The 25,027-nt window shown below is 67.4% G+C and carries 18 protein-coding genes, 1 tRNA gene and 2 pseudogenes; 8 read left to right on the top strand and 13 right to left on the bottom strand.

All coding sequences use genetic code 11. The features are described 5' to 3' along the window. Positions 1-27: 27 nt before the first annotated feature. The 5 genes and pseudogenes from ABIC65_RS07660 to ABIC65_RS07640 all read left to right on the top strand — a co-directional run. Entirely contained in the window at positions 28-2,778 is a 2,751-nt protein-coding gene (locus tag ABIC65_RS07660) for a TonB-dependent receptor (RefSeq protein WP_354307902.1), read from the top strand. Next, positions 2,778-3,476, top strand: a complete 699-nt coding sequence (locus tag ABIC65_RS07655) for a DUF6250 domain-containing protein (protein WP_354307901.1) — start codon at positions 2,778-2,780, stop codon at positions 3,474-3,476. Before ABIC65_RS07660 ends, ABIC65_RS07655 begins: the two co-directional genes overlap by 1 nt. Positions 3,477-3,492: 16 nt before the next feature. After that, positions 3,493-6,219, top strand: a complete 2,727-nt coding sequence (locus tag ABIC65_RS07650; protein ID WP_354307900.1) for a Tat pathway signal sequence domain protein — start codon at positions 3,493-3,495, stop codon at positions 6,217-6,219. A 181-nt stretch (positions 6,220-6,400) separates the two neighbouring features. Beyond that, positions 6,401-6,775: a hypothetical protein gene (locus ABIC65_RS07645; RefSeq protein ID WP_354307899.1), complete on the top strand. Its 375-nt coding sequence runs from the start codon at positions 6,401-6,403 to the stop codon at positions 6,773-6,775. 51 nt (positions 6,776-6,826) lie between these two features. Further along, positions 6,827-6,874, top strand: a pseudogene (locus ABIC65_RS07640) (hypothetical protein); the annotation flags it as partial. Between the two features lie 271 nt (positions 6,875-7,145). Here the strand turns inward: ABIC65_RS07640 and ABIC65_RS07635 are convergent. The 4 genes from ABIC65_RS07635 to ABIC65_RS07620 form a co-directional block, all read right to left on the bottom strand. Next, positions 7,146-7,706, bottom strand: coding sequence for a chromate resistance protein ChrB domain-containing protein (locus tag ABIC65_RS07635; RefSeq protein ID WP_354307898.1), 561 nt, complete (start codon positions 7,704-7,706; stop codon positions 7,146-7,148). 277 nt (positions 7,707-7,983) lie between these two features. After that, positions 7,984-8,739 carry an RBBP9/YdeN family alpha/beta hydrolase gene (locus tag ABIC65_RS07630; protein WP_354307897.1) on the bottom strand — a complete coding sequence of 252 codons (756 nt, stop codon included), beginning with the start codon at positions 8,737-8,739 and terminating at the stop codon, positions 7,984-7,986. Positions 8,740-9,046: 307 nt separating this feature from the next. Next, the gene (locus ABIC65_RS07625; protein WP_354307895.1) at positions 9,047-11,512 is read right to left on the bottom strand and encodes a TonB-dependent receptor plug domain-containing protein; all 2,466 of its coding nucleotides are present in this window, start codon (positions 11,510-11,512) and stop codon (positions 9,047-9,049) included. A gap of 54 nt (positions 11,513-11,566) precedes the next feature. Beyond that, positions 11,567-13,006, bottom strand: coding sequence for an amidohydrolase family protein (locus tag ABIC65_RS07620; protein ID WP_354307894.1), 1,440 nt, complete (start codon positions 13,004-13,006; stop codon positions 11,567-11,569). Positions 13,007-13,099: 93 nt separating this feature from the next. On the opposite strand from ABIC65_RS07620, the gene ABIC65_RS07615 reads away from it, so the two are divergent. Together ABIC65_RS07615 and ABIC65_RS07610 are read left to right on the top strand one after the other, a co-directional pair. Next, positions 13,100-13,288: a TrbI/VirB10 family protein gene (locus ABIC65_RS07615; protein ID WP_354307893.1), complete on the top strand. Its 189-nt coding sequence runs from the start codon at positions 13,100-13,102 to the stop codon at positions 13,286-13,288. A 58-nt stretch (positions 13,289-13,346) separates the two neighbouring features. Then, positions 13,347-13,519 (top strand): annotated as a pseudogene (locus tag ABIC65_RS07610) (DUF2274 domain-containing protein). Between the two features lie 245 nt (positions 13,520-13,764). On the opposite strand, the gene ABIC65_RS07605 reads toward ABIC65_RS07610, so the two are convergent. The 8 genes from ABIC65_RS07605 to ABIC65_RS07570 are packed head-to-tail and all read right to left on the bottom strand — an operon-like array spanning position 13,765 to position 21,215. Next, entirely contained in the window at positions 13,765-14,313 is a 549-nt protein-coding gene (locus tag ABIC65_RS07605; protein ID WP_354307892.1) for a c-type cytochrome, read from the bottom strand. A gap of 22 nt (positions 14,314-14,335) precedes the next feature. Further along, positions 14,336-15,586, bottom strand: coding sequence for a sulfite dehydrogenase (soxC, locus tag ABIC65_RS07600; protein ID WP_354307891.1), 1,251 nt, complete (start codon positions 15,584-15,586; stop codon positions 14,336-14,338). Positions 15,587-15,601: 15 nt separating this feature from the next. Further along, the gene (locus ABIC65_RS07595) at positions 15,602-16,717 is read right to left on the bottom strand and encodes an LLM class flavin-dependent oxidoreductase (RefSeq protein WP_354307889.1); all 1,116 of its coding nucleotides are present in this window, start codon (positions 16,715-16,717) and stop codon (positions 15,602-15,604) included. A 39-nt stretch (positions 16,718-16,756) separates the two neighbouring features. Further along, positions 16,757-17,602, bottom strand: a complete 846-nt coding sequence (locus ABIC65_RS07590; protein ID WP_354307888.1) for an NADPH-dependent oxidoreductase — start codon at positions 17,600-17,602, stop codon at positions 16,757-16,759. After that, a complete protein-coding gene (locus ABIC65_RS07585) occupies positions 17,595-18,365 on the bottom strand; it encodes an ABC transporter ATP-binding protein (RefSeq protein ID WP_354307887.1) in 771 nt (256 codons plus the stop codon). Before ABIC65_RS07585 ends, ABIC65_RS07590 begins: the two co-directional genes overlap by 8 nt. After that, on the bottom strand, positions 18,362-19,231 hold the full coding sequence (locus tag ABIC65_RS07580) for an ABC transporter permease (protein WP_354307886.1): 870 nt from the start codon (positions 19,229-19,231) through the stop codon (positions 18,362-18,364). The genes ABIC65_RS07585 and ABIC65_RS07580 overlap by 4 nt, the downstream gene beginning before the upstream one ends. Further along, positions 19,228-20,316, bottom strand: a complete 1,089-nt coding sequence (locus ABIC65_RS07575) for an ABC transporter substrate-binding protein (RefSeq protein WP_354307885.1) — start codon at positions 20,314-20,316, stop codon at positions 19,228-19,230. The genes ABIC65_RS07580 and ABIC65_RS07575 overlap by 4 nt, the downstream gene beginning before the upstream one ends. Further along, positions 20,316-21,215, bottom strand: coding sequence for an aldo/keto reductase (locus ABIC65_RS07570; protein WP_354307884.1), 900 nt, complete (start codon positions 21,213-21,215; stop codon positions 20,316-20,318). The genes ABIC65_RS07575 and ABIC65_RS07570 overlap by 1 nt, the downstream gene beginning before the upstream one ends. A gap of 210 nt (positions 21,216-21,425) precedes the next feature. On the opposite strand from ABIC65_RS07570, the gene ABIC65_RS07565 reads away from it, so the two are divergent. Beyond that, positions 21,426-23,999, top strand: a complete 2,574-nt coding sequence (locus ABIC65_RS07565; protein WP_354307882.1) for a TonB-dependent receptor — start codon at positions 21,426-21,428, stop codon at positions 23,997-23,999. Positions 24,000-24,794: 795 nt separating this feature from the next. On the opposite strand, the gene ABIC65_RS07560 is transcribed toward ABIC65_RS07565, so the two are convergent. Continuing rightward, positions 24,795-24,868 (bottom strand) — tRNA-Gly (locus ABIC65_RS07560). Positions 24,869-25,027: the final 159 nt, after the last annotated feature.

Below are 25,027 nucleotides of genomic sequence, written 5' to 3'. Positions count from 1 at the left end.
CATCTACGTTCCGTTGCCTTTTGTACCATGTTGCTGGCGAGCAGCTCCGCGCTGGCGCAGACGGCCGCCACTACCGCGCAGGACGGTCACGCGCCGGGGGGCGACAGCGAGATCGTCGTGACCGGCATTCGCCAGAGCCTTGCGGACGCGCTGGCGGCGAAGCGGGATTCGGCGCAGGTGCTGGACGCGATCTCGACCGAGGATGTCGGCAAGTTCCCCGACAAGAACGTCGCCGAGGCGCTGCAGCGGGTCACCGGCGTGCAGCTGACGCGCGGCGGCGGCGAGGGGCAGAGCATCACCATCCGCGGTGCCGACGCCTCGCTCAACCGCGTCGAGATCAACGGGCAGACAGCGCTGTCGACCAGCATCTCCGCGGGCACGGGCAATGGCAGCAATCGCCAGGTCGATTTCCGCGATCTGCCGGTCGAGTTCATTTCGCGCGTGGAAGTGGTGAAGTCCGCCACCGCCGAGATGACCGAGGGCGGCCTGGGCGGCACGGTGCGGGTGATCACCCGCCGGCCGTTCGATGCGAAGGGCGGCTATCTCGCGGGCTCGGCGCAGGGAATCTACAACGAGCTGGCGAGCAAGGTGGACCCCAAGTTCGCGCTGATCGGCAGCAAGCTGTTCGCGCACGATACGCTCGGCGTGCTCGTCTCCGGCACCTATGAGGAGCGGACGATCCGCTACGACCAGGCGCGCAACACCGGCTGGCGCCAGGTGGAGACTGCGCAGCCCGCGACCCCGGCCGCGCAGAACTGCCTCAGCGGGCGCAACCAGGCGCGCTGCGTCGACTTGGACAAGAGCGGCTTCGGCGACTTTTATCCCGACATCCCCCGCTACATCACCGCAACCGAGCCGACCCAGCGCTATGCCTTGAACGGCATTGTCGAATGGCGGCCGGACGATCGCTTCAAGGCCTATGTCGAGGGCACCTATACCCGCAGCAACACGACCTCGAACGACCAGTATCTGCAGATCAGCACCGCCCAGGCGGTGGCCAATGGCGGGATCGATCCGACGAGCGTGACGATCGTCGACGAAACCGCGCGCAAGGTCACCTTCGTCAACGGGCTCAATGCGCCGTCGGGGATGAGCGTCAATTATCGCAGCGTGATCGGCGGGCTGTACCGTAACACGATCAATGCGATCACCGGCGCCGAATGGCAGGTCGGCAAGGTCCGACTCTCCGCGCGCGCGACCTATGCCAAGTCCAAGGTGTTCAACGACGAGGTCGACGTGACCGCGGGGGTGACGGGCAAGGACGTGCTGCCCTGGATCACCATCGACTATGGCAACCGCCAGAACGCGCCGAACATCCTCTTGCCGTTCAGCAGCACCAGCACCCAGCCGGTCAACACGCTCGCCGTCGAGGCGCGGCCGCGCGTCAACCGCCAGCGCGAGATCGGGGGCAAGTTCGATGCCGAGTACCGGCCGGACGAAAACGGCCTGCTGACCGCCTTGAAGGCCGGAATCGAGAAGCGCGACCTGATCTCCAGCAGCACGTTCAACAATTCGGTCTACACGCTCAACGGCGTCAATGGGCAGACGACACGCACCCAATCGGGCGTGACGGGCACGCAGATCGTCAGCACGGCGACCCCGGCGGCGGTCCGCGCGCAGATCCAGTCGCTGCTGGCGCAGCATGCCGGGCTCACCGGCGGCGATTTCTTCAAGACGGGCGACCTGGGCTTCGATAGCGGCCGGCAATGGCTGAGCCTGGGGCAGGATCTGGCGGACGCGGTCGGCGTGCCCAATCCCTATGGCTCGACCTCGCCGCTCGACACCTACCGGGTGAAGGAATCGAATATCGCCGGCTATCTCCAGGCGGCGCTCAAGGCCGATCCTGGCGTGCCGCTCTCAGGGGTTTTCGGTGCGCGGCTGATCCATACCGAAACCGTCTCGACCGGCAGCCAGAGCGCGAACAACGTGATCACGCCGGTCCGCTATACCGGCAGCTACACCGTGCTGCTGCCCTCGGCCAATCTGCGCGCGGCGGTGATCCCCGGCAAGCTGGTGGTGCGCGCCACCGCCACCGACGTGCTCGCCCGTCCGGCGCCGTCGCAGATGGCGCCCAATGTGCGGCTGGACGTGGTCGGCCTCACCGGCTCCCGCGGCAACCCGGGGCTGAAGCCGTATCGTGCCTGGCAATATGATCTGGGGGCGGAATATTATCTCAGCCGCACCTCCTATGTCTCGATCACTGGCTTCCGCAAGGACATCAAGTCGTTCATCGAGAACCGGAATCAGGTCGAGGAAATCAACGGCCAGACCTATACCATCACCCTGCCGGTGAACGGCACCACCCATGTGACGATCCAGGGCATCGAGGCCGGCGCGCAGGCGACGTTCGACTTCCTGCCGGGGCTGCTCCGCAACTTCGGCGCCACCGCCAACTACACCTATATGAAGGACAGCGGCTATAACGGCCGCGACTATTTCACCGGCGCGACTCTGCCGTTCCCAGGGGTGTCGCACGACAGCTACAATGCCTCGCTGTTCTACGATGACGGACGGTTCGCGGTGCGCGGATCGTACAACTGGCGCAGCCGCTATCTGATCGCGGCGGTGGATCGCGGCAACAATCCCGCGTTCGGCGAGGCGTTCGGCCAGGTCGATGCCTCAGCCAGCGTCGCGATCGGCAAGCACTGGTCGCTGTTCCTGGAGGGCGTGAACCTCACCGACTCCACCCGGATCGAGAACGCCAACAGCATCTATCGTCGCAACGTGATCGAGACCTATGGCCGCCGCCTGTACTTCGGCGTGCGGGCCAAGCTGTGATGCCGGCGCGTCGCGAGGTCCTGGCCGGGATCGCCGCGCTGGTCGGTGCGGGCGCGGGGAAGGGGAAACCGCGCGCCCGCACCCTCCATCGAGACGATTTTCGGCACGGGCTCGGGCGCTGGGTGATCGAGGCGGAGCAGCCCGCCTCGGTCACCGCCCGCGGCGGCGTGCTGGAGATCGTGGCGCCCGCCGGACTGACCCTGTGGTTCCGGCCGGTGCTGACCGGGCCGATCGCGATCGATTATGATCTGCAGGCGGTTTCCGCCAGCGGCCCGTTCGACCGAGTGAGCGACGCCAACTGCTTCTGGATGGCGCGCGACCCAGCGGTGCCGGGGGGCGACCTGCTCGCTACCCCGCGCAACGGCCGGTTCGAGGCCTATGACACGCTGGAGACCTATTATGTCGGGCTCGGTGGCAATACCAACAGCACCACGCGCTTCCGCCGCTATGTCGGTCGGCCCGGCGATCGGCCACTGCTGCCGGAGAACGATCGCCGCGGGGCGGCGGACATGCTGGTCGCCAATGCCTGGCAGCATCTGCGCCTGACCGCCGAGGGCGAGCGCATCACCTTCGCCCGCGACGGCCGCACGCTGTTCGATTTCCACGATCCCGCGCCGTATCGCGAAGGCCGGTTCGGTCTGCGCACCACCGCCACCCATTTGCGGGTGCGCAACTTCGCCATTTCCTCGCTCGCCTGACCTGCCGGAGAGACCCATGCCCGCAACCCGTCGTGACATGCTGCGCACCACCCTGCTTGCCGGCGCCGCGACGCTGGTGGGCGGCAGCGCCGGACGGGCAGCCACGCCCGCCCTGACCAACGACGCCCGCTGGATCGACGGCGAGGCGCCGGCCTGGGAGGGCGGCCAGTCCTTCGGCCTCGCTTGGCCGCAGGGCGCGTTGCGCAAGCTGGGCGGGCTGGGGGCCGTGCGGTCGGACGGCGTGCCGGTGGCGGCGCAGCACTGGCCGCTCGCCACCTGGCCCGACGGTTCGATCAAGTGGAGCGGCCATGCGCTCCCGGCTGGTGCGCTCGGCACTGCGGCGCGGGTGACGATCGGGCGCGGGACGCGCGTGGCATCCGCCGAGCCGATCCGGGTCGAAGATACGGCCGAGGGAATCCGCATCGCCAGCGGCGACCGCAGCTGGCAGGTCCCGCGTACCGGCGCGGCCTTGCTGACGCGCGCCAGCCGGGGCGGGCGCGCGGTGATCGACGAGGTGGTGCTCGTCGCGCATGCCCAGGACGCCCCCTCGCTAGCGGAGGGCGCCAGCGTCACCCGCACCGCCTATGCCAGCCGGATCGAGCAGGTCACGGTCGAGCAGCGCGGGCCCGTCCGCGCGGTGGTCAAGATCGACGGGCATCATGCCAATGCGGCGCGCGCCTGGCTGCCGTTCAGCGTGCGGCTCTATTTCACCGCCGGATCGGACGCGGTGCGGCTGGTCCACAGCTTTATCTGGGATGGCGATGCCGAACGCGATTTCCTCACCGGTCTGGGCGTGCAGGCGCGGGTGCCGCTGTCGGCGCCGCTCCACGACCGCCATGTTCGCCTCGCCACCGAGGCGGGGATCTGGGGCGAGGCGGTACGGCCGCTGACCGGCCTCCGCCGCGATCCCGGCGAGGCGTTCCGCACCGCGCAGATCGAAGGCCGCGCCACGCCGCCCTGGGAGACGATTGCGCCTGCGGTGCGCGCGCTGCTGGAACGCATCCCCGCCTGGGGTGACTTCCGCCTGTTCCAGCCCAATGCCGAAGGCTTCGCGATCACCAAGCGCACCGGCCATGGCCTGCCCGCGATCGAGGCGCTGGAGGGCCGGCGCGCGCGAGGCCTTGCCTATGTCGGCAGCCCGGCGGGCGGCGCCGCGATCGGGCTGGGCAATTTCTGGCAGCGCCATCCGAGCCAGCTCGACATCGCCGACGCCGCGGGCGACGCGGCGACGCTCACCGCCTGGCTTTGGGCGCCCGACGCGCCGGCGATGGACATGCGGTCCTATCGCGATCCGCTGGGCATGACCGACTATGCCAAGCAGAATCAGGGCCTCGACATCACCTATGAGGATTACGAGCCCGGCTGGGATTCGGCCAAGGGCATCGCGCGGACCAATGAGCTGTGGCTGTGGGCGCTGCCCGCGACTCCGGAGGATGCTCGGCTGGAGGCGATGGCGAAGTCGGTGGCCGTGCCGCCGCGGCTGCTCGCGCTGCCCCAGCAAGTCCACCGCGCGGGCGTGCTTGGCGCCTGGTCGCTGCCTGACCGTTCGACGCCGCTACGCGCCCGGATCGAGGACCAGAACGATCTGCTGCTCGCCCAGTATCGCGGCGAGATCGAACGCCGCCACTGGTATGGTTTCTGGAACCATGGCGACGTGATGCACAGCTACGACAGCGATCGCCACCAGTGGCGCTACGACATCGGCGGCTATGCCTGGGACAATTCGGAACTCTCGACCGATCTGTGGTTCTGGTACAGCGCGCTGCGCTCGGGCCGGGCCGACCTGTTCCGCATGGCCGAGGCGATGACGCGGCACACCGGCGAGGTCGACGTCTATCATCTAGGGCCGTGGGTGGGGCTCGGCACCCGCCACGGCGTCCAGCACTGGAGCGACAGTTCGAAGCAGCCACGCGTCTCCAATGCCGCCTATCGCCGGATCTATTATTATCTGACCGGCGACGAGCGCACCGGCGACCTGATGCGCGCGCTGGTCGGCTCGGGCGCGGTGCTCGCCCATGTCGATATCGGCCGCAAGGTGGAGGCACGCGCGCCGGACTCGCTGCCGCCCGGCGGAACGGCGGGGATCGTCAAGCCGGCGGCGCTGCCGGCGGGGCAGATCCAGCTCGGCTTCGGCACCAGCTGGGGCGCGCTGATCGCCGCCTGGTTCACCGAATGGGAGCGGACCGGCGACCTCCGCTGGCGCGACCGGATCCTCGCCGGCATGGAAAGCATCGTCGCGCTCCCCCGACAATGGTGGGCGGGCGGCGCGGTCTATGATCTCGCGAGCGGTCGCTATGTCAGCGGCGGGGACAGCATCAGCGTGAGCCACCTCAACGCGGTGTTCGGCCTCGTCGAGATCCAGGACGAACTGCTGCCGCTGCTGCGCGCGCCGCGCTACGAGGCGGCATGGCTCGACTATTGCGCCTGGTACAACGCACCCGCCGCCGAATGGCAGGCGCGCTTCGGCGAGAAGCCGCGTGGGCACAATCTCGCCCAGGCGCACAGCCGCCTGACCGCCTATGCCGCGCAGCGCCGCCGCGACCCGGTGCTCGGCGCGCGGGCGTGGCGGGAGTTCCTCGGCGGCGAGTTGCCCCTGGGGCTGGCTGCGCATGCGCAGCGTGATCCGGCGTCCGGCGGCGCGCTTCTCGAAGTGACCGGACTTTCCACCAACGGCGCCGCGCAATGGGGTCTGGCGGCGATCCAGTTGCTTGCGCTTGTCGACGCATGGGCACCGGCGGGGTAGGCACGCGCGCTGCTGCCCTTGCAGCAGCGCTGCTGGGATAGCAGCAGGCGCAACGCCCAAGACGGCGCGGAAATCCCGATATTAGCCTTCACGCGCAATGCGTTGACCCTCCTGGCACGGCCTTTGCGCATCTGTCCCCGATAATCATGCGCCATCGGCGCAACATTCGTGGGGGTCTGCCATGTCATCGTTCCTTCGTCGTGCGGCTACCGCTCAGGCGAGCACCGTCGTGCTCGCCCTTGCCTTGACGAGCGCGTCCCAGGCAGCGGCTGCGGCACCGGACCCGGATCGCCCCGCCACCGCTGCCGCGCCCGATCCGGACAAGGACGAGGGTCTCGACCAATCGGGCGGCGAGATCATCGTCACCGCGCAGCGGCGCGAACAGCGGCTGCAGGATGTGCCGGGCGCGGTTACCGCGCTTAGCGCGACCTTGTTCCGCGGCGGCGGCGTCGGCCGATCTGCGAACGAGGTGCTGGACCTGGTGCCCAACGCTTCGGCGGGCACGCAGCAGCATGGTCGCCCGCGCTGGTGGATCCGTGGCGTGTGTGCGGGCTAGCAGCAGCTCGATCTCGCCAACCCGGTCGGCTTCTACCTAGACGACGTCTATATCAGCAACGCGAACGCCGCCAGCCTGCCGCTGTCCGACCTCGAACGGGTGGAAGTGCTGCGCAAGCCGCAGGGGACGCTTTGGGACAAGAACACCACCGGCGGCGCGATCAACGTGATCTCGAAGCGCCCGAGCCTCTCGGTGGACGCGCAGGACAATAATGTGAAGCTCGAATATGGCAGCTTCGACAACAAGATCGCCGAGGCCGGCGTCGGCGACGCCGACTACGGCCGCCGTGATCGCCGCGAGGGCCCCTGCCACCGCGACATTGCCGCGCAGCCGCTCGATGAACGGCGCGCCCACAAGGCCTGTCGCAGCGTCACCGGCTCCGGCCGGGCGGGGGATACGACGCCGCGCGCGCCGCGGTCGCGGTCATGCCTGCACCCGCCCGCGCGCGGGCTGGTTTATGCCTTTCCGCCTGCGCGTCGCGAAACCGGCGATAGAGCGCGTCATAGACCGCTATGCCTGCCTCCAGCGGCGCAGGGCCGTCGAGGCAGAATGCTTCCACCATCACGTCGAAGGTGCAGCGTTCGCGGCGATTGCTCCAGAAGACGCGCTCGTCGGCGATGTCGAAGGGTTCGGCCCCGCTCTCCGCGGCAACCCGAAACACGTCGGCCGGTGCGGCAAACAGGAAGCGTGCATCGGGATCGACGAAGCGCCGGATCAGCCAGGGACAGGCGATACGATCGATCTTGGGCCGTGCGCGCGTGACCCACCAGGTGCGGCCGTCCGCATGCCGCGGCGGCAGATGGGCAAGCGAGACGGTGGGCGATCCCCCCCGCGAGCCACGCCGCGAAGCCGCCTTCCAGTAGCTCGGCTGCGATTCCGTCGCTGCGGAGAACGGCCGCCTTGGTTGCGGCAGCGCCGCTGCCGTCGTCACCGAAGACGACGATGGAAGGAGTGTCTGAGCGGCCGTCAGGGACGTACGGCAGCGAGAAGGTTGCCCCCGGGATCGTCTCCGAGTGCGCATCGCAGGTCGAGAATGCGGGGCGATCCGTGCAGCCCGATCAGGCGCGCGAGCTTTTCCGGAGCGATGACATTCGTAACAGGTATGACGCTTCTCTTGCGTGGTGGTGCCGGACGCGCTTCTCTGGCTGACGCCTCGTGCGGAGATCGCAATCCCCATGCAGACAATCAGCCATGGTGCCAAAACGTTGTCAGTCGCCGGCGTCGATCCCGAAGGTCCGATCGCCGCGTATCATGCCATCATCGAAGAACATGCTGGCGGGAGGCAATTGCACGCGCGCCGCGTCCCTTTCCCGGGCAGCGTGGAAAGGGGTGCGTTTCGATCCGCGGCGGTGCTTCGCGAGCAGGTCCGCCGCCAAGTGGCTCAGCTGGTTGCGATCGCGCGTTCCGCCGATCAGGAGCGGCAGCAGCGCCTGCCCTTCCTCCCATTCGGCGATTTCGGAGTCGGCGTTGATGTGGCCGAGATCGCCGGCGTCGAGGAACGCCGCGCCCCATTGATCGGCAATCTCGCGCGAGCGGTCGATCGTCGCATAGGGATCATCGCGGCTGGCAACGACGAGCGCCGGGAAGGCGAAGGCGACGTCCGGATTGGGGGCGAACCGGTCGAGCCGGCGATCGACGTCCTGCTGGTCGACATCGGGCGGGGCAACCAGCAGCGCCCCGCGCACCGAGGGAACCGCGCTCGAGCCGAGCAGCCGGGCCCACCAGGCGACCGCCTGGCATCCCAAACTGTGCGCGACGAGCACGACGTCGCCCCCGGCTTCGTGAACGGCCTGGTCCAGCCGGCTGATCCAGACGTTGCGGATGGGGTCGTCCCAGCAACCCAGCTCGACGCGGTAGCAATCGTCTAGGTCGCGTTCCCATTCCGTCTGCCAATGCCGGGCGCCCGAACCATCGATGCCGGAGACGATGAGCAGCTTGATCGGATCCTGTTCGGCGAGCGTCATTGTTTGGGCTCCTTGCCTCGCCGCCCGCGCGATCCAGGCGAAGCGCGAGTCGGCAACATCTCGGAGCGCAAACATGCCACAATTCCTATTAATATGGTCGGAATTATTGGCTGCGTTGCCGGCGATCGGCTTCCCGCCCTTGCTGTGCTGGGCGGAGCATTGATCGTCGCGGGTATCATGGTGAGCGAATGGAAGCCGCGTGCCCACCCGGGAACAGCGCATAGGAAACCCCATCTGTCGTCGGCGTCATGCACCACCATCCCTGTCGTTCCGGCGATCGCCGGGATGGTGGTGAACTCGCCCCTGCTCAGTACCGCAGGGACAGCCGGGCGTAATAATACCCGCCATAGGCCCCGAAGGGAGAGTTCGACCCGTAGATCGAGCTTCCGATCGTGTTCGCGACCGTGTTCTTGTCGGGATAGGTGTCGAAGAGGTTGTAGGCACCCACCGCCACGCGTGCAGCGCGGGTGACGTCATAGCCGAGTTCGACATCGGTGATCCACTTCGCCCCGTAGAACTGGTCCGAACTCGGCGTGTTGTTCAGCGAAGCCCATTTTCCGTAGCGGGTCTGCTTCACGTTGATGCCGATGCGGTCGAGGTTCCAGTCGAGGCCGAGGATCAGCTTGTCCTTCGGGGTTCCCACCGTGAAATAGCCCTGCGTCTGGCGGTCGAACAGCGTCAGTCCCAAGCCGGACAGCTGCGCCGGCGTGGCGGCGATGCTGCGGATGTTGGTAACGTTGTGGTTGTAGCCGAGCGTGGTGCGGAGCCTGCCCAGGCTCCCTAGCCCCAGATTGTATGCGCCGACGATGTCGAGGCCGCGGGTGCGGGTGTCGATCGCGTTGGTGAAGAAGCGGACATATTGATCGCCCGAGAAGCCGTTGGCCCGCAGGATGGCACGGACGCCCGTGCTGGAGAGCAGGCCGGTCAGCGTGATGCGATCGTCGATGTCGATCTGATAGGCATCGACCGTCACAGACAGGCCCGCGAGCGGCGTCAGTGCGAAGCCGAGGCTGTAGTTGCGCGACTTTTCGGGCCGAAGCGGCGCGGCGCCGAGCGCGGCGGCAATCGGCGACCCGGTGCGGACGATCTTCGATTCGATCAGCTGATACGCGCCGTTCACCAGGTTGAACTGGGTCGAGGTCTGGGCATAGGCCTGCTGCGCCAGGCTGGGCGCGCGGAACCCGTTGGAGAAGGCGCCCCGAAGGTTGAGCCAGTCCGCGACCTTGTACCGTGCCGATACCTTGCCGCTCCACACGTCGCCGGCGCTGTCGTCATAGGTTTCGTACCGCACCGCACCGGTCACCAGCAGGCGATCGGTGACGTCCAGCGCGAGATCGGCATAGCCGGCCCAGATGTTGCGCGCGATGTCGGCTGCGTCGGCGGGCGTGACGATGATCGCGCCTTGGGCGCCGACCGCGCCGGGCTGCCGCGCGAGCGGCGTGCCTGCGGGGTACACATAGCCGCCATTGACATACGCTGCCGGATCGAGCGCCTTGGTGACATAGCGCTCGTAGCGATACTCCGCGCCGAGCGAGACCTGGAGGTTTCGGCCCCCCAGGACGGCGTAGCTGCGCGTCAGGTCGAGATTGTTCGTCCACTGGTCGAACGCGGCGCTGAAGGTGTCGAACGTGGTGGGGCTGCTGGCGCCCAGCGAGGCATTGAGCGAGTTCTCGGCGCCGCTGCGCGCATAATCGCGGCCATAGGTGCTGCTGAGGTCCAGCTTCCAGCCGCCGATGGTGCCGCGGAGCCCGCCGGTGAACTGCCCGTCGGTCTCGTGGAGGGTATAAAAGGGCGTGAAGCCGTCGGGATAGATCGCGATGATGTCGCTGGTCGTATTCGGCTTGCGGCCGGCCTGGCCGACGCGCGCTTCGCGATAGCCCAGCGTCGCGACGGCATAGGCTTCGACGTTGCCGAGATCATAGTTGCCGTTGAGGGCGCCCTGGATCTGGCGCAGCTGGGGCAGGCCGCCTTGATAGGTACGCCGATTGACGGTCGCCTCGCGTGGATCGGGCTGGCCGTTGACCGGGAAATAGAAGGCGCCGGTGACGTCCGAGTTGCGGACCGTCGCGTTCTGGTACTTGCCGTCGATCGACAGCGCCAGCGCGCCGCGATCGCCGAGCGCGAAGCCTTGCGAAAGCTGTGCGCTGACCGTCTCGCCGTCGCTGCCGTTCACGCCGTCGCCATAGCGCTGCCCCGCTTCGATGCTGGCCGTGCCGCCCGTCGCATTGGATTTCAGGATGATATTGATCACGCCGGCGATCGCATCCGAGCCATATTGCGCGGCGGCACCGTCGCGCAGCACTTCGATCCGCTCGATGGCACTGGCCGGGATCTGGTCGAGGTCGACCGGATTGGCGCCTGCCGACACATTGCCCGAATTGAGGTTGATGAGCGCCGAATTGTGCCGCCGCTTGCCGTTCACCAGCACCAGCACATGGACCCCCGACAGGCCACGCAGGCCGGCGGGGCGAGCGACGCTGTCGAACGACGAACTGCCGACCTGCTGCGCCTGGAAGGAGGGCACGAGCTGGGTCAGCACGTCGCGCAACTGCAGGGCGCCGCCCAGCCGCGCGATGTCTTCGCCGCCGATTACGTCGATCGGGGTCGGGCTGGACGCGACGGTACGCGGCTGCCCGCGCGAGCCCGTCACCACGATGGCGCTGCCTTCGCTCGCCTCGGTTTCGGTGTCGGGCGTGTCGACCTGCTGTGCCGCGGCAACGGCGGGCGCGAGCAGTGCGGCCGAAAGGGCAAGGAAGCTGGGTACGATATGCATGCATGGTCTCCGCCGGAAGCGTGATGTTGTGTTGTCGGAAGTGTCGGGCCGCCGTCAGCGGACGGCGTCGAAGGGCGGCGTCGTGCCCAGGGGGCGGGACTGGTGGCGCGGGACGATCAGCTGGCCACCATCGACGAGCAGGATGCCGTCGCGGAAGACCTTGTCGACCTTGCGCAGCGCCGCGATGTCGAGGTCCGGGCGACCATCGACGATGAGGATGTCGGCGAGCTTGCCCGGCGCGATGCTGCCGAGCTTGTCGTCCATGTCGAGGATCTGCGCGTTGGTCAGCGTCGCGGCGCGCAGGGCTTCCGCCGCGGAATATCCACCGCGGATGAACCATTGCAGCTCGGCCAGATAGACATTGGGCACCAGCTGGTTGGCGTCGCCGATCGTATCGGTGCCGACGCCCATCACGATCCCCGCCGCCTTCATCTTACGGAAGATGTCGAAATCGGCCTGGGCGGAAAGGGTGAAGCGCCGCGACGTCGATCCGTAGAAGCCGCCCGCGCGGTCGAGGACGTTCTGGTAGACCTGCAATGTCGGCACGGCAGCCGTGTGATGCCGGGCCATCGCGCGGATGGTCTCGTCGGTGCGCGGCAAGGGGTGCTCGATGATGTCGACCCCCGCGTCGACCGCGAGCGCGGTGTAGACCGTTTCGCAGTCGCAGGTGACCTTCAGCCCGAGCCGATGCGCCTCGTCCACGGCTGCGGCAATCTCTTTGGGCGCGAAATGGCTTGCGACCTTGATGACGCTGGCGCCGCGCTTGAACGTCTCGCGCACCGCCGCACGCCAGGCATCGGCACCGTCGCGCTCCCAGGCATAGTCAGGGCCATGGCTGGGGGAGACGGGGCGCTCCGTCGCGTGGCCGCCCGTCCCGGTGATGATGTGGCCCGCCGTGAACACGCGGGGGGCGGGGATGCGGTTGGCCGCGCTCCACTCGGCAAGGATATAGGGCGCGTTTGCGACGCCGTTGAGATCCCGGACGGAGGTGATCCCCGATTCCAGCATCCAGCGCAGGTTTCGCGCACCCCGCAGCACGCCATCGCCTTCGCTCGCCTGGCGGTCGATCGGCGTGTCGCCGTCCGGATAGGTCAGGTGCACGTGCAGATCGATGAGACCGGGAAGGATCGTCTTGCCGGCAACATCGACGACGCGGGCCTGTGCCGGCCAGTCGCGTCTCCCGGCCGGCCAGATCGCGGCGATCCGGTTGCCCTCGATGAGCACGGTGCCGGGCTGCGCCCGTGGCGCGGCGGCGTCAAAGACCAGACCGCCCGTCAGTACGGTGACGGACTGGGCGGCTCCGTCGGACTTGATGGGAATGCGCCTCGGATCGTCGGTGGTGGCCGATTGAATCAACGCTCGACGATCATCGATCTGGGCGTGCGCGCTGCCGCCGAGGGCGCACGCCAATGCCGCGCCTGCGACAAGAACGGTCGCGCGTGCCCGGCGCCGCTGGCTCCATGATCGCCGCGCTACCGGCAGCCTGCTGGTCAATATCCTTATCCTTGCAACCCTTTTGCGGCCTAATTCCCTCCATTCTGGTGGAGATTAAAGGAAGTTTTCCTTCGGTGCGCTGAGGTCCTGGGTTTGCCCACGGCTGGTGACAGCGATCTGGTCCGGGCGATCCGGGAGTCGACGCAGCAGAATGTCGTGCGGGCGGGCGACCAGCTCACCTCGCGCAATCTCAACGTCCAGCCGACGCTGACAATTCGCCCCGGCACGAACGTGCTGCTCGTGGTCCACAAGGACCTGATCCTCGCGCCCTGGCGCGGATAGGAGGTCGACATGCCTGACCTGAAGCTCGCCCAAGCTACCGGATCGAAAGCCCGTCAAGCTGGCGATCCTCATAAAGCCCGACCTGCACCAGCGGCTCCAGGACAATGCTGGGCTATATGCGACACCGATGGGCAGGAGGAGGCGGTAACGGATCTGATCCCGGCAATGCTCGCGTCCTTCCTCGATGGCGACCGCAGTTTCGCAAGGGTTAGGGGAGCGGGCAAAGGGTAGAAGAGGGCTCGGCGGAAATGTCTCTTCGCCAATGCCGTCTCTGGCGCCGGCTGGATCACGTTTCACACCACGATGTTACGTCCCACGCCATATGGCAGACCAGTGCATGGAACACCTTATCCGCAGCGATATGTGCGACTCTCCATGATCTCCTGACGTATCATTTCGTTGATGAATGATACGTCAGGAGATCTTCGCGGCGTCCACCTCGCCGTTGGCACAGGCGATGCCGGCAAGTCTCAATTTCAAGGCGCTGCTCGAATTAGCGTCCCGTCGAAGCCTTTGTCTTCGAGGCTGAAGAACCCGTTGCGGTTCGGCATGCGAACGCGCGGAAGCGACGCCGCATCGAGCCTGGCATCGGCCTTCACGATACCATCGACCGACAGCAGATAGGCGACGACCCCGTAGATTTCGTCGTCGCGCAGCGACTGCGGGGCAGTGAGCGGCATGGCGCGGCGGATATAGTCGAACAGCGGCGGCGCGTAGGGCCAGTAGCTCGCGACCGTCCGCACCGGCTTCGCCGAGCCGAGCGAGCCGATCCCGCCGGTCAGTCGATCGGCGACACCGCCTTGGCCTGCGGCACCGTGGCAAGATGCACATTTCGCGTCGAACGTGGCACGCCCGGCCGCAACCGAACCGGAACCCGGCGGAAGCCCGGTCCCGTCTGCCAGGATCGTCAGGTCCATGCGCTGTACTATCTCGGCGGGCGCGGGGCGGCCGAGCTTTGGGCTCGCCCCGACGATACGGTCGCAGGCGAGCAGGAGCCCTGCCAGCAGCGCGCCGACGACAGCCACGCCGCCAAGGAGCACCCTCCGCCTACGCATAGACATGGGCGACCTTGCCGTCCGTGCCCACGCTCCAGGCCTGGATCGCATTGCTGTGATAGCCCTGCCCGGGGGCATATTTGCCGAGCCAGTCGGCGCGGCGGGGCTGCACCGCGCCGGTCTCGTCGGTAGCGCGGCTCATCAGCACGGCAGGCGCGCCGTTCCACCGCCACGGCATGCGGAATGCGGTAAGCGCCTGGGGCAGCACCGGCTGGTCGAGTGTCGCTTCCGCCCAGCTGGCGCCCCTGTCCGCCGAAACTTCGACCCGGCGGATCCGGCCCCTGCCGGACCAGGCGAGGCCGTCGATCTCGTGATAGCCCCGGCGCTGCAGATCCAGCCCGAAGGAGGGCCGCAGCAGGATCGACTTCACTCCCATCCGCAGCGAGAACATCTCGGCTTTGCCGCCGGGGAGGAGATCGGTGTATTTGGATGTCTCCTCGCGCGAAAAGGCGGGGACGGGCAGCAGCTTGAGCCGCCGCAGCCATTTGACCGAGGCATTGCCCTCGATGCCGGGCAGCAGCAGCCGCATCGGAAAGCCCTGCGCCGGTCGCAGCGGCTCGCCGTTCTGAAACAGCGCGATCATCGCGTCTTCGAGGCAGAGCGTCAGCGGCACGCTGCGCGTCATCGCGGCGGCATCGGCACCCTCGGCCTGCATCCACCGCGCTTGCGGGGCGATCCCGGCCTCGTCGAGCAGGGTGGAAAGCCGGACGCCGGACCATTCCGCGCCCGACACCAGCCCGTTCAGCTGCCCGGCGCTTGCCTGCACGGGGGCGGGGGCAGCAAGGGTTCCGCTGTTGCCCGAGCACTCTAGGAACAGGGTGCGCGTATGGCGGGGGTAGCGCAGCAGGTCCTCGTAGCGGAACAGCAGCGGCTGGCGCACCAGTCCGTGTATCAGCAGTTCGTGCCTCGCCGGATCGATGTCGGGGATGCCGTTGTGGTGGCGTTCGAAATGCAGGCCGTTGGGCGTCCGGGTTCCGTGCAGCTTCTCGAGCGGCGTGCGCGACGATCCGGTAGCCGGAAACGGCAGGTCAGGCACGATGCGCCGCGCCGGGTTGCCCGGTGACCCTCCGCCGGAGAGCGGCGCACCGGGCTGCAGCATGGCGGCAGGAGACCAGGCGTCCATCGCTGCGCGTACCCCCTTCACGAGACCTGTGGCCGCAAGCCCGCCGCCGAGCAGCAGCGCGCGGCGATGCAGCAAGCCACCGCCGGCGACCTGCTCCCATCCGTCGGAATCGTCCGTCATCCCCGATTGCGCGCTTCAGGCGACCGCATCGGCCCGGAGCGGCTCCGTCCACGCTTCCGTGGTTGCGTCGCGCAGCAATGGCAGCAGCTGGTCGCCCTGGCGGCGGATCTCAGAGAGATAGGACGTGTCGGACAGGACGAAGTGGTTGATGCCGAGATCGCGATATTTGCGCAGCGAGCGCGCCACGTCTTCCGCCGATCCGACCAGCCAGGTCGTGCCCGCACCCCCGCCGCCATAGCGGCCGGGCGCGGTGTAGAGATTGTCGTCGAGCACCTCGCCGCGTGCATGCAGATCGAGCAGCCGCTGCTGGCCGACCGCGGGGCTGCGGCGATGCTGGTCGACCTGGGCCTGCCTCGCCGCCATTTCGTCCACTTTCGCCTCGGCATCGGCCCAGGCCTGTTCGGTGGTGTCGCGTACCAGGGTGGTGATGCGCAGCCCGAATTCGAGCGGGGGCAGATCGCGGTCGAGGTCTTGGCTCAGCCGCTTCAGCCGGGCGATCCGCTCCGCCACGCCGTCCAGCGGCTCGCCCCAGAAGAGCTGGACGTCCGCCTCGGTCGCCGCGACGCGCTCGGCCGCCTCCGACGCGCCACCGAAGTAAAGGCGCGGGTGCAGCCGATTTCCGCGGGGCGCGATGCGCGGCACCACCGTCGATCCGGTGACCTGGAAATGCTCGCTCTCGAAGGTTACGTCGGTCTCGGTCCAGAGCCGCCGCACCAGCCGCATGAAGTCCTTGGTTCGGGCATAGCGATGCGCCTGGTCGCCCTCGCTGTCGCCATAGGCGGCGAGATTGTCCTGGCCGGACACGATGTTGATGCGCACCCGTCCGCCGCTCAGTGCGTCCAGCGTCGCCGCCGCCGAGGCGAAATTGGCCGGGCGCCAATAGCCGGGGCGGATCGCGATCAACGGCTCGAAGGTTTTGGTGCGCGCGGTAAGCGCGGCGGCGACGGTGAAGGTGTCGGGCCGTCCCCAGCCGGTGCCGATCAGCGCGCCGTCCCAGCCATGGTCTTCGAGCGCGCGCGCATGGCTGGTCAGCGTCTCCAGGCTTGCCGGGTCGGGATCGCTGACGTCGCCGCGGTGGCCACCCTCGACCTGATTGGGGATGTACCAGAGGAACTCGGTGGGGTTCGTCATAAGGACTCCATTGCGATGGGTGGGGGAAGGGGGCGCCGGCTAGTCGAGCCGGAAGCCCAGGCCGTGCAGGATCGTGCGAAGGGCATCGCGCCCGGCGATCGAGTCTGCACCGCGGACGCGCTGGGTGGCCTGGTCGCTCCAGTCGCGCTCGGGCATGTGCTGCTCGCGCTGGAAGCTGCGGAGGCGGCGGTCATAGGCTGCGATCGCGGGTGGGCTGGCCGCCGCGCCATAGCGTTCGCGGAAGAGCACAGCGTCCTGCGGCAGGCGCGGCTTGACCGAGGCGGGCGCCTCGGGATCGGGATAGCCGACCGTCAGCCCGAACAGTGCGAAGCTCTGCGGCGGCAGCCCGAGTTCGGCGGCGACCTCGGCGGGCTTGTTGCGGATGCCGCCGATATAGCAGCTGCCGAGCCCGATCGATTCCAGCGCCACGACTGCGTTCTGGGCGGCGAGCGAGGTGTCAACGGCGCCGAGCAGGAAGCTCTCGAGAAAGTGGAGCGCATTCGCCGGGGTTCCTATCGCCTCGCCGATACTGGTCAGCCGGTAATGGTCGACGATCCACAGGAGGAAGAGCGGGGCGTCGAGGATTTGCTTTTGGTTCCCCGCCAATGCCGCGAGCCTCGCCTTGCGGGCGGGGTCCTCGACGGCGATCACGCTCCACGGCTGGAGGTTGGACGAGCTCGCGGCCGACTGAGCGGCGGCGACCAGCAGCTCCACCGTTCCAGCGGGCACCGGGTCGGGTAGATAGGCGCGAACCGAGCGGTGCGAGAGCAGGCCATCGAGCGTCTCGTTCCAGAAGCCGGGGGCCTCGCGGGGTTCGCGGTAGCGCTCGAACAGGCGCGCCGCGGGGACGTCCGCCCAGTCGGCGGTTTCGATCACATCATCCATGGCGTTCTCCGAGCGACGGCAGCGGAATGGCGGCGTCGGACGCGCCATCGGGAAATTCCTCGACACCGAGCAGCCGGTGGAGCAGCGCGCGCAGTTCGGCGATGCGGGCGCGGCGGGCGATGCCGGTGGCGGGCAGCGCGACCGCGATGTCGTTCACCAGCCGGCCGTCCTCGAGCAGGACGATGCGATCGGCGAGCAGGATCGCCTCGTCGATGTCGTGGGTGACGAGCAGCACCGCAGGCTGGTGGGCATCGACCAGCCGCCGCAGCAGCGTATGCATCTGGACGCGGGTCAGCGCATCGAGCGCGCCGAACGGCTCGTCGGCGAGCAGCAGCTTGGGCTCGCGCACCAGCGCGCGGGCGAGCGCGACACGCTGCTGCTCGCCGCCCGAAAGCTCGTGCGGCCAGGCCCGCTCGCGGCCGCCCAAGCCCACTTCGGCGAGCGCCGCACGTCCGCGGTCGCGCCCGCCCGAAATGCCCAGCAGGACATTGTCGAGCACGCGCATCCACGGCAGCAGCCGCGCATCCTGGAAGATCACCGAGAGCCGTTCGGGCAGCCGGATCTCGCCTTCCCCTTCGGCCTCGTGGTCGATCTGGGCGAGGGCGCGGAGCAAGGTACTCTTGCCCGAGCCGCTGCGCCCCAGCAGCGCGACGAACTCGCCCGGCGCGACGTCGAGGTCGATGCCGTTGAGCACGCCCTTGCTGGTGAAGGCCCGGGTCAGTCCGCGGACCTGCACGGCCAGGCTTTCGGCGTGCACGCTCACCGGCCGAGCGTCCGGCGCCAGCGCAGCAGGCGGCGTTCGAGGAGGCGAACCAGCGCGTCCGACCCGAAGCCGAGCAGCGCATAGACGACGAGGCCGACGAGCATCACGTCGGTCTGCGCATAGTTGCGCGCGAGCGTGACCATATAGCCGATGCCGCTGGTCGCGTTGAGCTGCTCGACCACCACCAGCGCGAGCCAGGAGGAGGTGACCGCGAAGCGCAGACCGGTGAGGAAGCCCGGTAGCGATCCGGGCACCACGACATGGCGGAGGAACTGCCAGCGGGTGAGGCCAACGGTTTCGGCCAGCTCGACATGGCGCAGGTCGATCGCGCGCAGGGCGTTGTGGGTATTGATGTAGATCGGCACGAACACGGCGACCGCGATCAGCGTGACCTTCATCGTCTCGCCGATGCCGAGCCACAGGATCATGAACGGGATCAGCGCGAGGATCGGCACCCCGCGCTTGATCTGCACCAGCCCGTCGATGACATAGCCGCCGAGCAGCGACAGCCCCGAGAGCAGTGCGAGCGCCGTACCCATCACCACGCCGAAGCCGAGCCCGCTCATCGCCCGCCAGGCGGAGATGCCGAGATGCTCCTGCAGCCGCCCTTCGCGGATCAGTTCGATGCCGGTGGTCACCGCGGTCCAGGGCGCGGGCAGGACGCGGGGATCGAGCCAGCCGGTGGCGGAGAGCAGCGACCAGTAGAAGAGCAGCAGCGCGGGCCCCAGCAGGCTGCCATAGCGGGCGGGGGTGCCGGGGCTCAGCCTTTGCCGGGGCCGTGCCGGGCGGGCTTGCCCAATGGGCGCGCTGGTCGGTGTCCTTGGCGCCGTTACCGGCACGTACAGGCGTTCCGCATAGGCGTTCATGGTGCGATTCCCTTCGCTGCTGCGCCGGCGATTCCCTCGAAGCGGCGGTCGAACAGTGTCGCTGCGTCGAGGCGCGGGCGTTTAGTCTCGGGTGCGAGCGTGTCGATCGCCGCCTGTTCATAGGCGATCGCGCCGTCCCATTTTTCGGGCACGTCCATATTGGCGACATAGTTCGCTAGGACCCGTGCATCGGCGATCGGCAGCCCGCGCTTGCCTGCGTAATAGCCGCGCGCCAGTTCCTCGACGTGGGTGTTGATCCAGGCCTGACCGCGGCCCCAATATTGGATGAAGATGCGGAGCGCCGCGGCCTTGGCGGGATCGGCCAGCACCTTCTCGGGCACGTAGATGTTGCCGCCATCGTCGCGGAAGGGCGGGTGCTGGAGGATACGCGCGCCCTTGGGCCCATAATCCCGGAGGTAGCGCTGAGCGACGAGATCGTTGCGGATCGGTGCTGCGTCGACGCCGCCGGAGGCCAGCGCGCTCGAATAGACGTCGCCACCGATGCTCGACGGTAATTCGACGAGCGCCACCTGGTCGCGCGGGATGCCGGCGGCCTTCAGCGTGTCGATGACGATCTGCCCCTGCACCTGGCTTGGGCTGAACGCGATCCGCTTGCCACGGAGGTCGGCGAGCGTCTTGATCCTGGCGTTTGGCGCGATGCCGAGGACATAGGCATGCCGGTTGTCGCGATCGGCATATTCGCGGAAGGCGATGATCCGCACCGGGATGCCGGCCCAGACCGCGTGGATCGGCGGAACGCTGGCGCCGAAGCCGACGTCGAGCACGCCGGCATGGAAGGCCTCGGTCACGTCGGGGCCGCCGGTGATTTCCGCCCATTGGATGCGGAAGGGCAGCTGCTTGTCCCAGCCGTTATGCTCGAACACCCAGCGGGTGACCGGATCGCCGACGCGGAGCACGACACCGGGCGGGACGCGATCCGGGATCGGCGCGGCAAGCGCCGCGCTGGGCGCGGCCACCACCGCGCGCCGCGCCGGCGCGAAGGCCAGCAACAGCGCGGAGGATGCCAGCACGACCGCCGCCAGCGTGCCCGATCCGGTCGGCCAGCGAGGCGTCGTGCGTGCCATCAGGCCGGCACGGCGTCGGCGGGGACCGACTTCATCTGCTCGGCGGGGTAGCGGTCCCCGACCGTTGCGCCGTGCGGGAAGGCGGCTTCGAGTTCCTCGATCGTGCCTTCGTCGAGCTGGATCGCCCCCGCCGCCCAATTGTCCTCGAGATGGCGGATGTGCCGCGTGCCGGGGATCGGCACGACCTGCTTCGCCAGTACCCAGGCAAGGCTTACCTGCGCCGGCGAGACATGCAGCCGCTCGGCGACGTCCTCGATCGCCCGTCGGCGACGCGCGTTGGCTGCTACGGCCTCGGCCTGGAAGCGCGGATGGATGTTGCGCCGGTCGTTCGCCTCCACCGGGCCTGCGCCGGCAAGGAAGCCGCGCCCGAGCGGGCTGTAAGCGACGAAGGCGATGCCGAGTTCGCGCGCGGTGGGCAGGATCTCCGCCTCGACGCCGCGGGTCCATAGCGAATATTCGCTCTGCAGCGCGGCGATCGGCGCCTCGGCATGGGCAGAGCGGAGCTGCTCGGCGCTGACTTCGGAGAGTCCGATCCCGGCGATCTTGCCCTCGTCCTGCAGCACGCGCAGCTCGCCGACCGACTGCTCGACCGGCACCTCCGGATCGACGCGGTGGAGATAATAGAGGTCGATCCGCTCGACGTTGAGCCGGCCGAGGCTCGCCTCGACCGCTTCCCGCGCGGTGACGCGGCTGCCGTCGCTGCGTTGATGCGTGAACTTGCTGGCGACGACGAGCCCGTCCCGCCGGCCAGCAATCGCGCGGCCCAGCAGTTCCTCATTATGCCCGCTGCCATAGGCGGTGGCCGTATCGAAGAAGTTGATGCCGAGCTCGATTGCCCGGTGCAGCGTGGCGATCGACTGCGCCTCGTCCGCTTGCCCATAGACATGGGATAATCCCATCGCCCCAAAGCCTTGAGCGCTTACCTGCGCCCCACCGATACTCGCCACATCCGTTCTCCCGGTTGATGCCGACAGGGTGCGGGGGGAGGCCACGAGCGGCGACACAGAAAAACTTCGGCCCCCTAAATCAAATCCTACTTAATAGATGGGGATTCCCGTCCGTACCAATCTCTATCGAGTCGATAGGAATTAAGCAAAAGGGGGTCCTCGATGAATCGTCTGCATTTCACGCGTTCGCTGCTCGCGAACGCCGCCATCGTCGCGACGCCCGCAATTGCCTGGGGACAAGCCGCGCAGCAGGTCCAGCTTGCGGTCGTGGCCGAGGAAGGCGATGGGCAGGACATCCTGGTGACGGCGCGCCGGCGTTCCGAGAATATCCGCGACGTGCCGATTTCGGTGCAGGCGATCAGCGGCGAGACGCTGGAGCGCAAGGGCACGATCGATCTGCAGAGCCTGATCGACCAGACGCCGGGGCTCAACTCCACCGGCGGCAACCCGCGCAACTTCTCGATCACGATCCGCGGCATCGGTTATGCGCCGACTGCCGCCGATGGCCTCGACAACGCGATCGGCGTCTATTTCGACGGCGTGTACCAGGCGCGCCCAGGGCAGGTGCTGCAGGATCTCGTCGACGTGCAGAGCTTCGAGGTGCTGCGGGGCCCGCAGGGCACCCTGTTCGGCCGGAACGCGGCCGCCGGCGCGCTCAACATCACCTTCAACAAGCCCAGCTTCACCCCGGCGCGCACCTTTGAGGTGACCTATGGCCGCTACAATTTCGCGCAGGGCAAGACGATCCTCACCGGCCCGATCAGCGACACGATCGCCTTCCGGACGGTCGCGTTCGGGACGCGCGGCGACGGCTGGATTTCCACGCCCTTCCGCCCGGCATTCCGTGCGGCGGCGGCCCAGAAGAACATCTATGCCCCCACCGCGACCGACGAGGCGACCACCGCGGGGACCGGACGCTGGGGCGTGCGCCAGCAGTTCCTGCTCGCCACCGGGCCGCTCAAGGTGAACCTGGCCGGGGACCTCAACGTCGAGCGCGACAGTTCGTCCGGCTTCAGCTCGGGCGGCGGGATCGTCGAGCTGTTCGGGCCGGGCAACTGGGGCATCAACACCACGGCGGCGCAGCAGACCCGCGTGAGCAACGCGCTCAAGGCGCTGGGGCAGCTCGCCAATTACGGCGGCGTGCAGAACTGGGTGCCGAGCGTCGATCCGCGCACGAACATTACCAACAACTACAACCAGATGCGCACCAAGAATGCGGGCGTGTCGCTGACCGCCGACTATGATTTCGGCCCGGTGACGCTCACCTCGATCAGCGCTTGGCGGCTCTGGACCTTCGATCCGCCACAGGACAGCGACAGTACGCCGATCGATATCTACCAGAACATGGCGATCAGCCGCAGCGACCAGTTCAGCCAGGAGTTTCGGCTGGCGTCCAATCGACGCGGCCCGATCGAGTGGCAGGCCGGCGCCTTTCTCTATTACTCCAAGCTGCGCGACCATTATGTGGTCCACCAGTTCGGCGCGGACGTGATCCCCTGGTACAACGCCTATAACACGATCGCCGGCGCGAGCTTCACGCCGATCCCGCTGTCGTTCCGCGCACAGCTGACCGGCGTGCAGATCATCGAAGACACCACGGTCAAGAACCGCACTGCCGCCGCCTATGGCCAGGCGACGTGGCACCTCACCCGCACGCTCGATCTCACCGGCGGCCTGCGCTACACCTATGACCGCAAGAACGGCTCCAGCCCGGTCGATACCAGCCAGCTGCCGACATCGCTTCCGGCGGGCATCACCAACGCGCAGTTGCTGGCCTTCTACAATGCGATCGACGCCGTGCAGCGCAATCCCGGTGTCACCTACGCCGTGCCGGGCTATCCGACGACGCCCGCCACCACCGGCTATGCGCTCAACCTGCGGACCTCGAACGACAATCTGTCCGGCACGGCCAGCCTTTCATACAAGATCACGCCGGACATCACCGCCTATGTGACCTACGCCACCGGGTTCCAGGCGGGTGGGCTCGATCTTAACAACCGCTCGCTCAACCCGACGGCGCCGGCGATCCAGCCGACAACGACCAAGAATATTGAAGCCGGGATCAAGGCGTCGTTGTTCGACAAGCACCTGACACTGGCGCTCTCCGCCTATCAGGAGAAGCTCGACGGCTTTCAGACCTCGATTTCGTACACGCTGCCCGACGGCACACCGCAACGCGGTGCGACCAATGTCGGCGATATCCGTGCGCGGGGCGTCGAATGGAGCGCGGCGGCCAATTTCGGATCGGGCTTACGGCTGACCTTCGACGGCAACTATAATGACGCGGTCTACACGCGTGCGCCCTCGCTCCCGGCACCGGCCGAGCTGAGCTACAACGGCATCGCCAATATCGATGCCAAGGGGCAGCGCGCACCCTATTCGCCCAAATGGGCGCTGTCGGTGACCCCCTCCTGGGATGTTGCGATCAGCGCCAAAACCGAATTCTACAGCTATGCGCAGTTCTCGCACACCACCGGCTACGGCACCGGCGTAACCCAATCGATTTATACCCAGGTGCCGGCCCAGTCGAACCTCAACCTGCGCGCCGGGCTGCGGCTCGACAGCGGCAAGTACGATGTGTCGCTGTTCGCCAACAACGCCACCAACGAGCGGAACATCATCTCGCAGGCCCTGCTGGCGGCACCATCGGGGGCAGGGGTGACGGCGTATCTCGGACGAACGGTCAATTACAACCAGCCAGCCAGATATGGTGTCACGCTGCGTGCCAAGATTTGAACAACCGATGCTTCCCGCCGCGTCGCGAGCAGTCTTACGGGCATCTCGCGTCCTGAATGTCTTTTGCCCATGCGCCGGCAGGAGCCGCGCAAAGGCATCCAGAGCTCTTGCATGGTGAGGTTCGCCTTCCTCGCGGCGAGCTTCGCGAGGACAAGTCGCGGGACGAGATCTGGAACAAGCCAGGTAGTGTACCACGCCGCGTGGGATCCGCACTCGTGCGATCACAGCCCGTTTGGCAATCAATCCTATCGAACTAATTCTGAGCAACGCGCACAGGTTGAAAGAGCCGGTTACGATCAAGTCACGAATAACGTCCGAAAGTACCAAAAGTGTTCAAGCGGCGAGGGTTCGTGTTCGGGTTTCGGACCGGATTATTCGGTGAGCCACGAAGGAGTCATGAGCTGCTAGTCCTGCCAGAACGCACGCTTTTCTGCGGGTTACAGCACTCGATGTGAGTCCTGTAAGCGCAGCGTCTAGGAAGCCAAAGCTTCGGGTAAAGAGGATAGTCACTCCGCATCGCAAGCTGTCCAGCAAGTTTCGCCAACACTGTTCCATGGCCACGCGGCGGCCTTGCGGATCGCCAGATCATTCAGCGGCATGGTTCGGGCCTCTCATCCCGAGGCCCGATCACTGTGGGGCCCGTGCAAAAAAGTGGGGCCCGCGATTTTTGAGAAGGCCCCATCTGCAGTTGCGATTTGATGAGACGAGACGAGCGATCACGAACCGGACAGCCCGAAAAATACCGCAGATTTCCGCGGTTTACAAAGCTCTGTGGGATTTCGTGAGATCGAAAAATGGAGCGGGTGAAGGGAATCGAACCCTCGTCGTAAGCTTGGGAAGCTTCTGCTCTACCATTGAGCTACACCCGCAATCGCGCCACGGGGCTGTGGCGCATCAGCGTTTCTGCCCGGCGGAATAGCGTTGCTTAACTGCAGTGGCAATGGGGTAGTTGACGCTATTGGCGCGCCTGCGCGCCGCCAATATGGGATGGCGGCTGGCGCGGTATCTGGCACGCGTTGGTATGAGTA

The organism is Sphingomonas trueperi, from assembly GCF_040545665.1.
Lineage (GTDB): Bacteria > Pseudomonadota > Alphaproteobacteria > Sphingomonadales > Sphingomonadaceae > Sphingomonas > Sphingomonas trueperi_B.
The sequence above is the reverse complement of the archived record's forward strand: the minus strand, read 5'-3'. Positions and strand labels throughout refer to the sequence as shown.

What these genes read in the sequence shown, in the direction of transcription:
- ABIC65_RS07660 (WP_354307902.1), top strand. Translation starts at nt 28, where the DNA reads ATGTTGCTGGCGAGCAGCTCCGCGCTGGCGCAGACGGCCGCCACTACC.
- ABIC65_RS07655 (WP_354307901.1), top strand. Translation starts at nt 2,778, where the DNA reads ATGCCGGCGCGTCGCGAGGTCCTGGCCGGGATCGCCGCGCTGGTCGGT.
- ABIC65_RS07650 (WP_354307900.1), top strand. Translation starts at nt 3,493, where the DNA reads ATGCCCGCAACCCGTCGTGACATGCTGCGCACCACCCTGCTTGCCGGC.
- ABIC65_RS07645 (WP_354307899.1), top strand. Translation starts at nt 6,401, where the DNA reads ATGTCATCGTTCCTTCGTCGTGCGGCTACCGCTCAGGCGAGCACCGTC.
- ABIC65_RS07630 (WP_354307897.1), bottom strand. Translation starts at nt 8,739, where the DNA reads ATGACGCTCGCCGAACAGGATCCGATCAAGCTGCTCATCGTCTCCGGC.
- ABIC65_RS07625 (WP_354307895.1), bottom strand. Translation starts at nt 11,512, where the DNA reads ATGCATATCGTACCCAGCTTCCTTGCCCTTTCGGCCGCACTGCTCGCG.
- soxC (WP_354307891.1), bottom strand. Translation starts at nt 15,586, where the DNA reads ATGACGGACGATTCCGACGGATGGGAGCAGGTCGCCGGCGGTGGCTTG.
- ABIC65_RS07595 (WP_354307889.1), bottom strand. Translation starts at nt 16,717, where the DNA reads ATGACGAACCCCACCGAGTTCCTCTGGTACATCCCCAATCAGGTCGAG.
- ABIC65_RS07590 (WP_354307888.1), bottom strand. Translation starts at nt 17,602, where the DNA reads ATGGATGATGTGATCGAAACCGCCGACTGGGCGGACGTCCCCGCGGCG.
- ABIC65_RS07580 (WP_354307886.1), bottom strand. Translation starts at nt 19,231, where the DNA reads ATGAACGCCTATGCGGAACGCCTGTACGTGCCGGTAACGGCGCCAAGG.
- ABIC65_RS07575 (WP_354307885.1), bottom strand. Translation starts at nt 20,316, where the DNA reads ATGGCACGCACGACGCCTCGCTGGCCGACCGGATCGGGCACGCTGGCG.
- ABIC65_RS07570 (WP_354307884.1), bottom strand. Translation starts at nt 21,215, where the DNA reads ATGGGATTATCCCATGTCTATGGGCAAGCGGACGAGGCGCAGTCGATC.
- ABIC65_RS07565 (WP_354307882.1), top strand. Translation starts at nt 21,426, where the DNA reads ATGAATCGTCTGCATTTCACGCGTTCGCTGCTCGCGAACGCCGCCATC.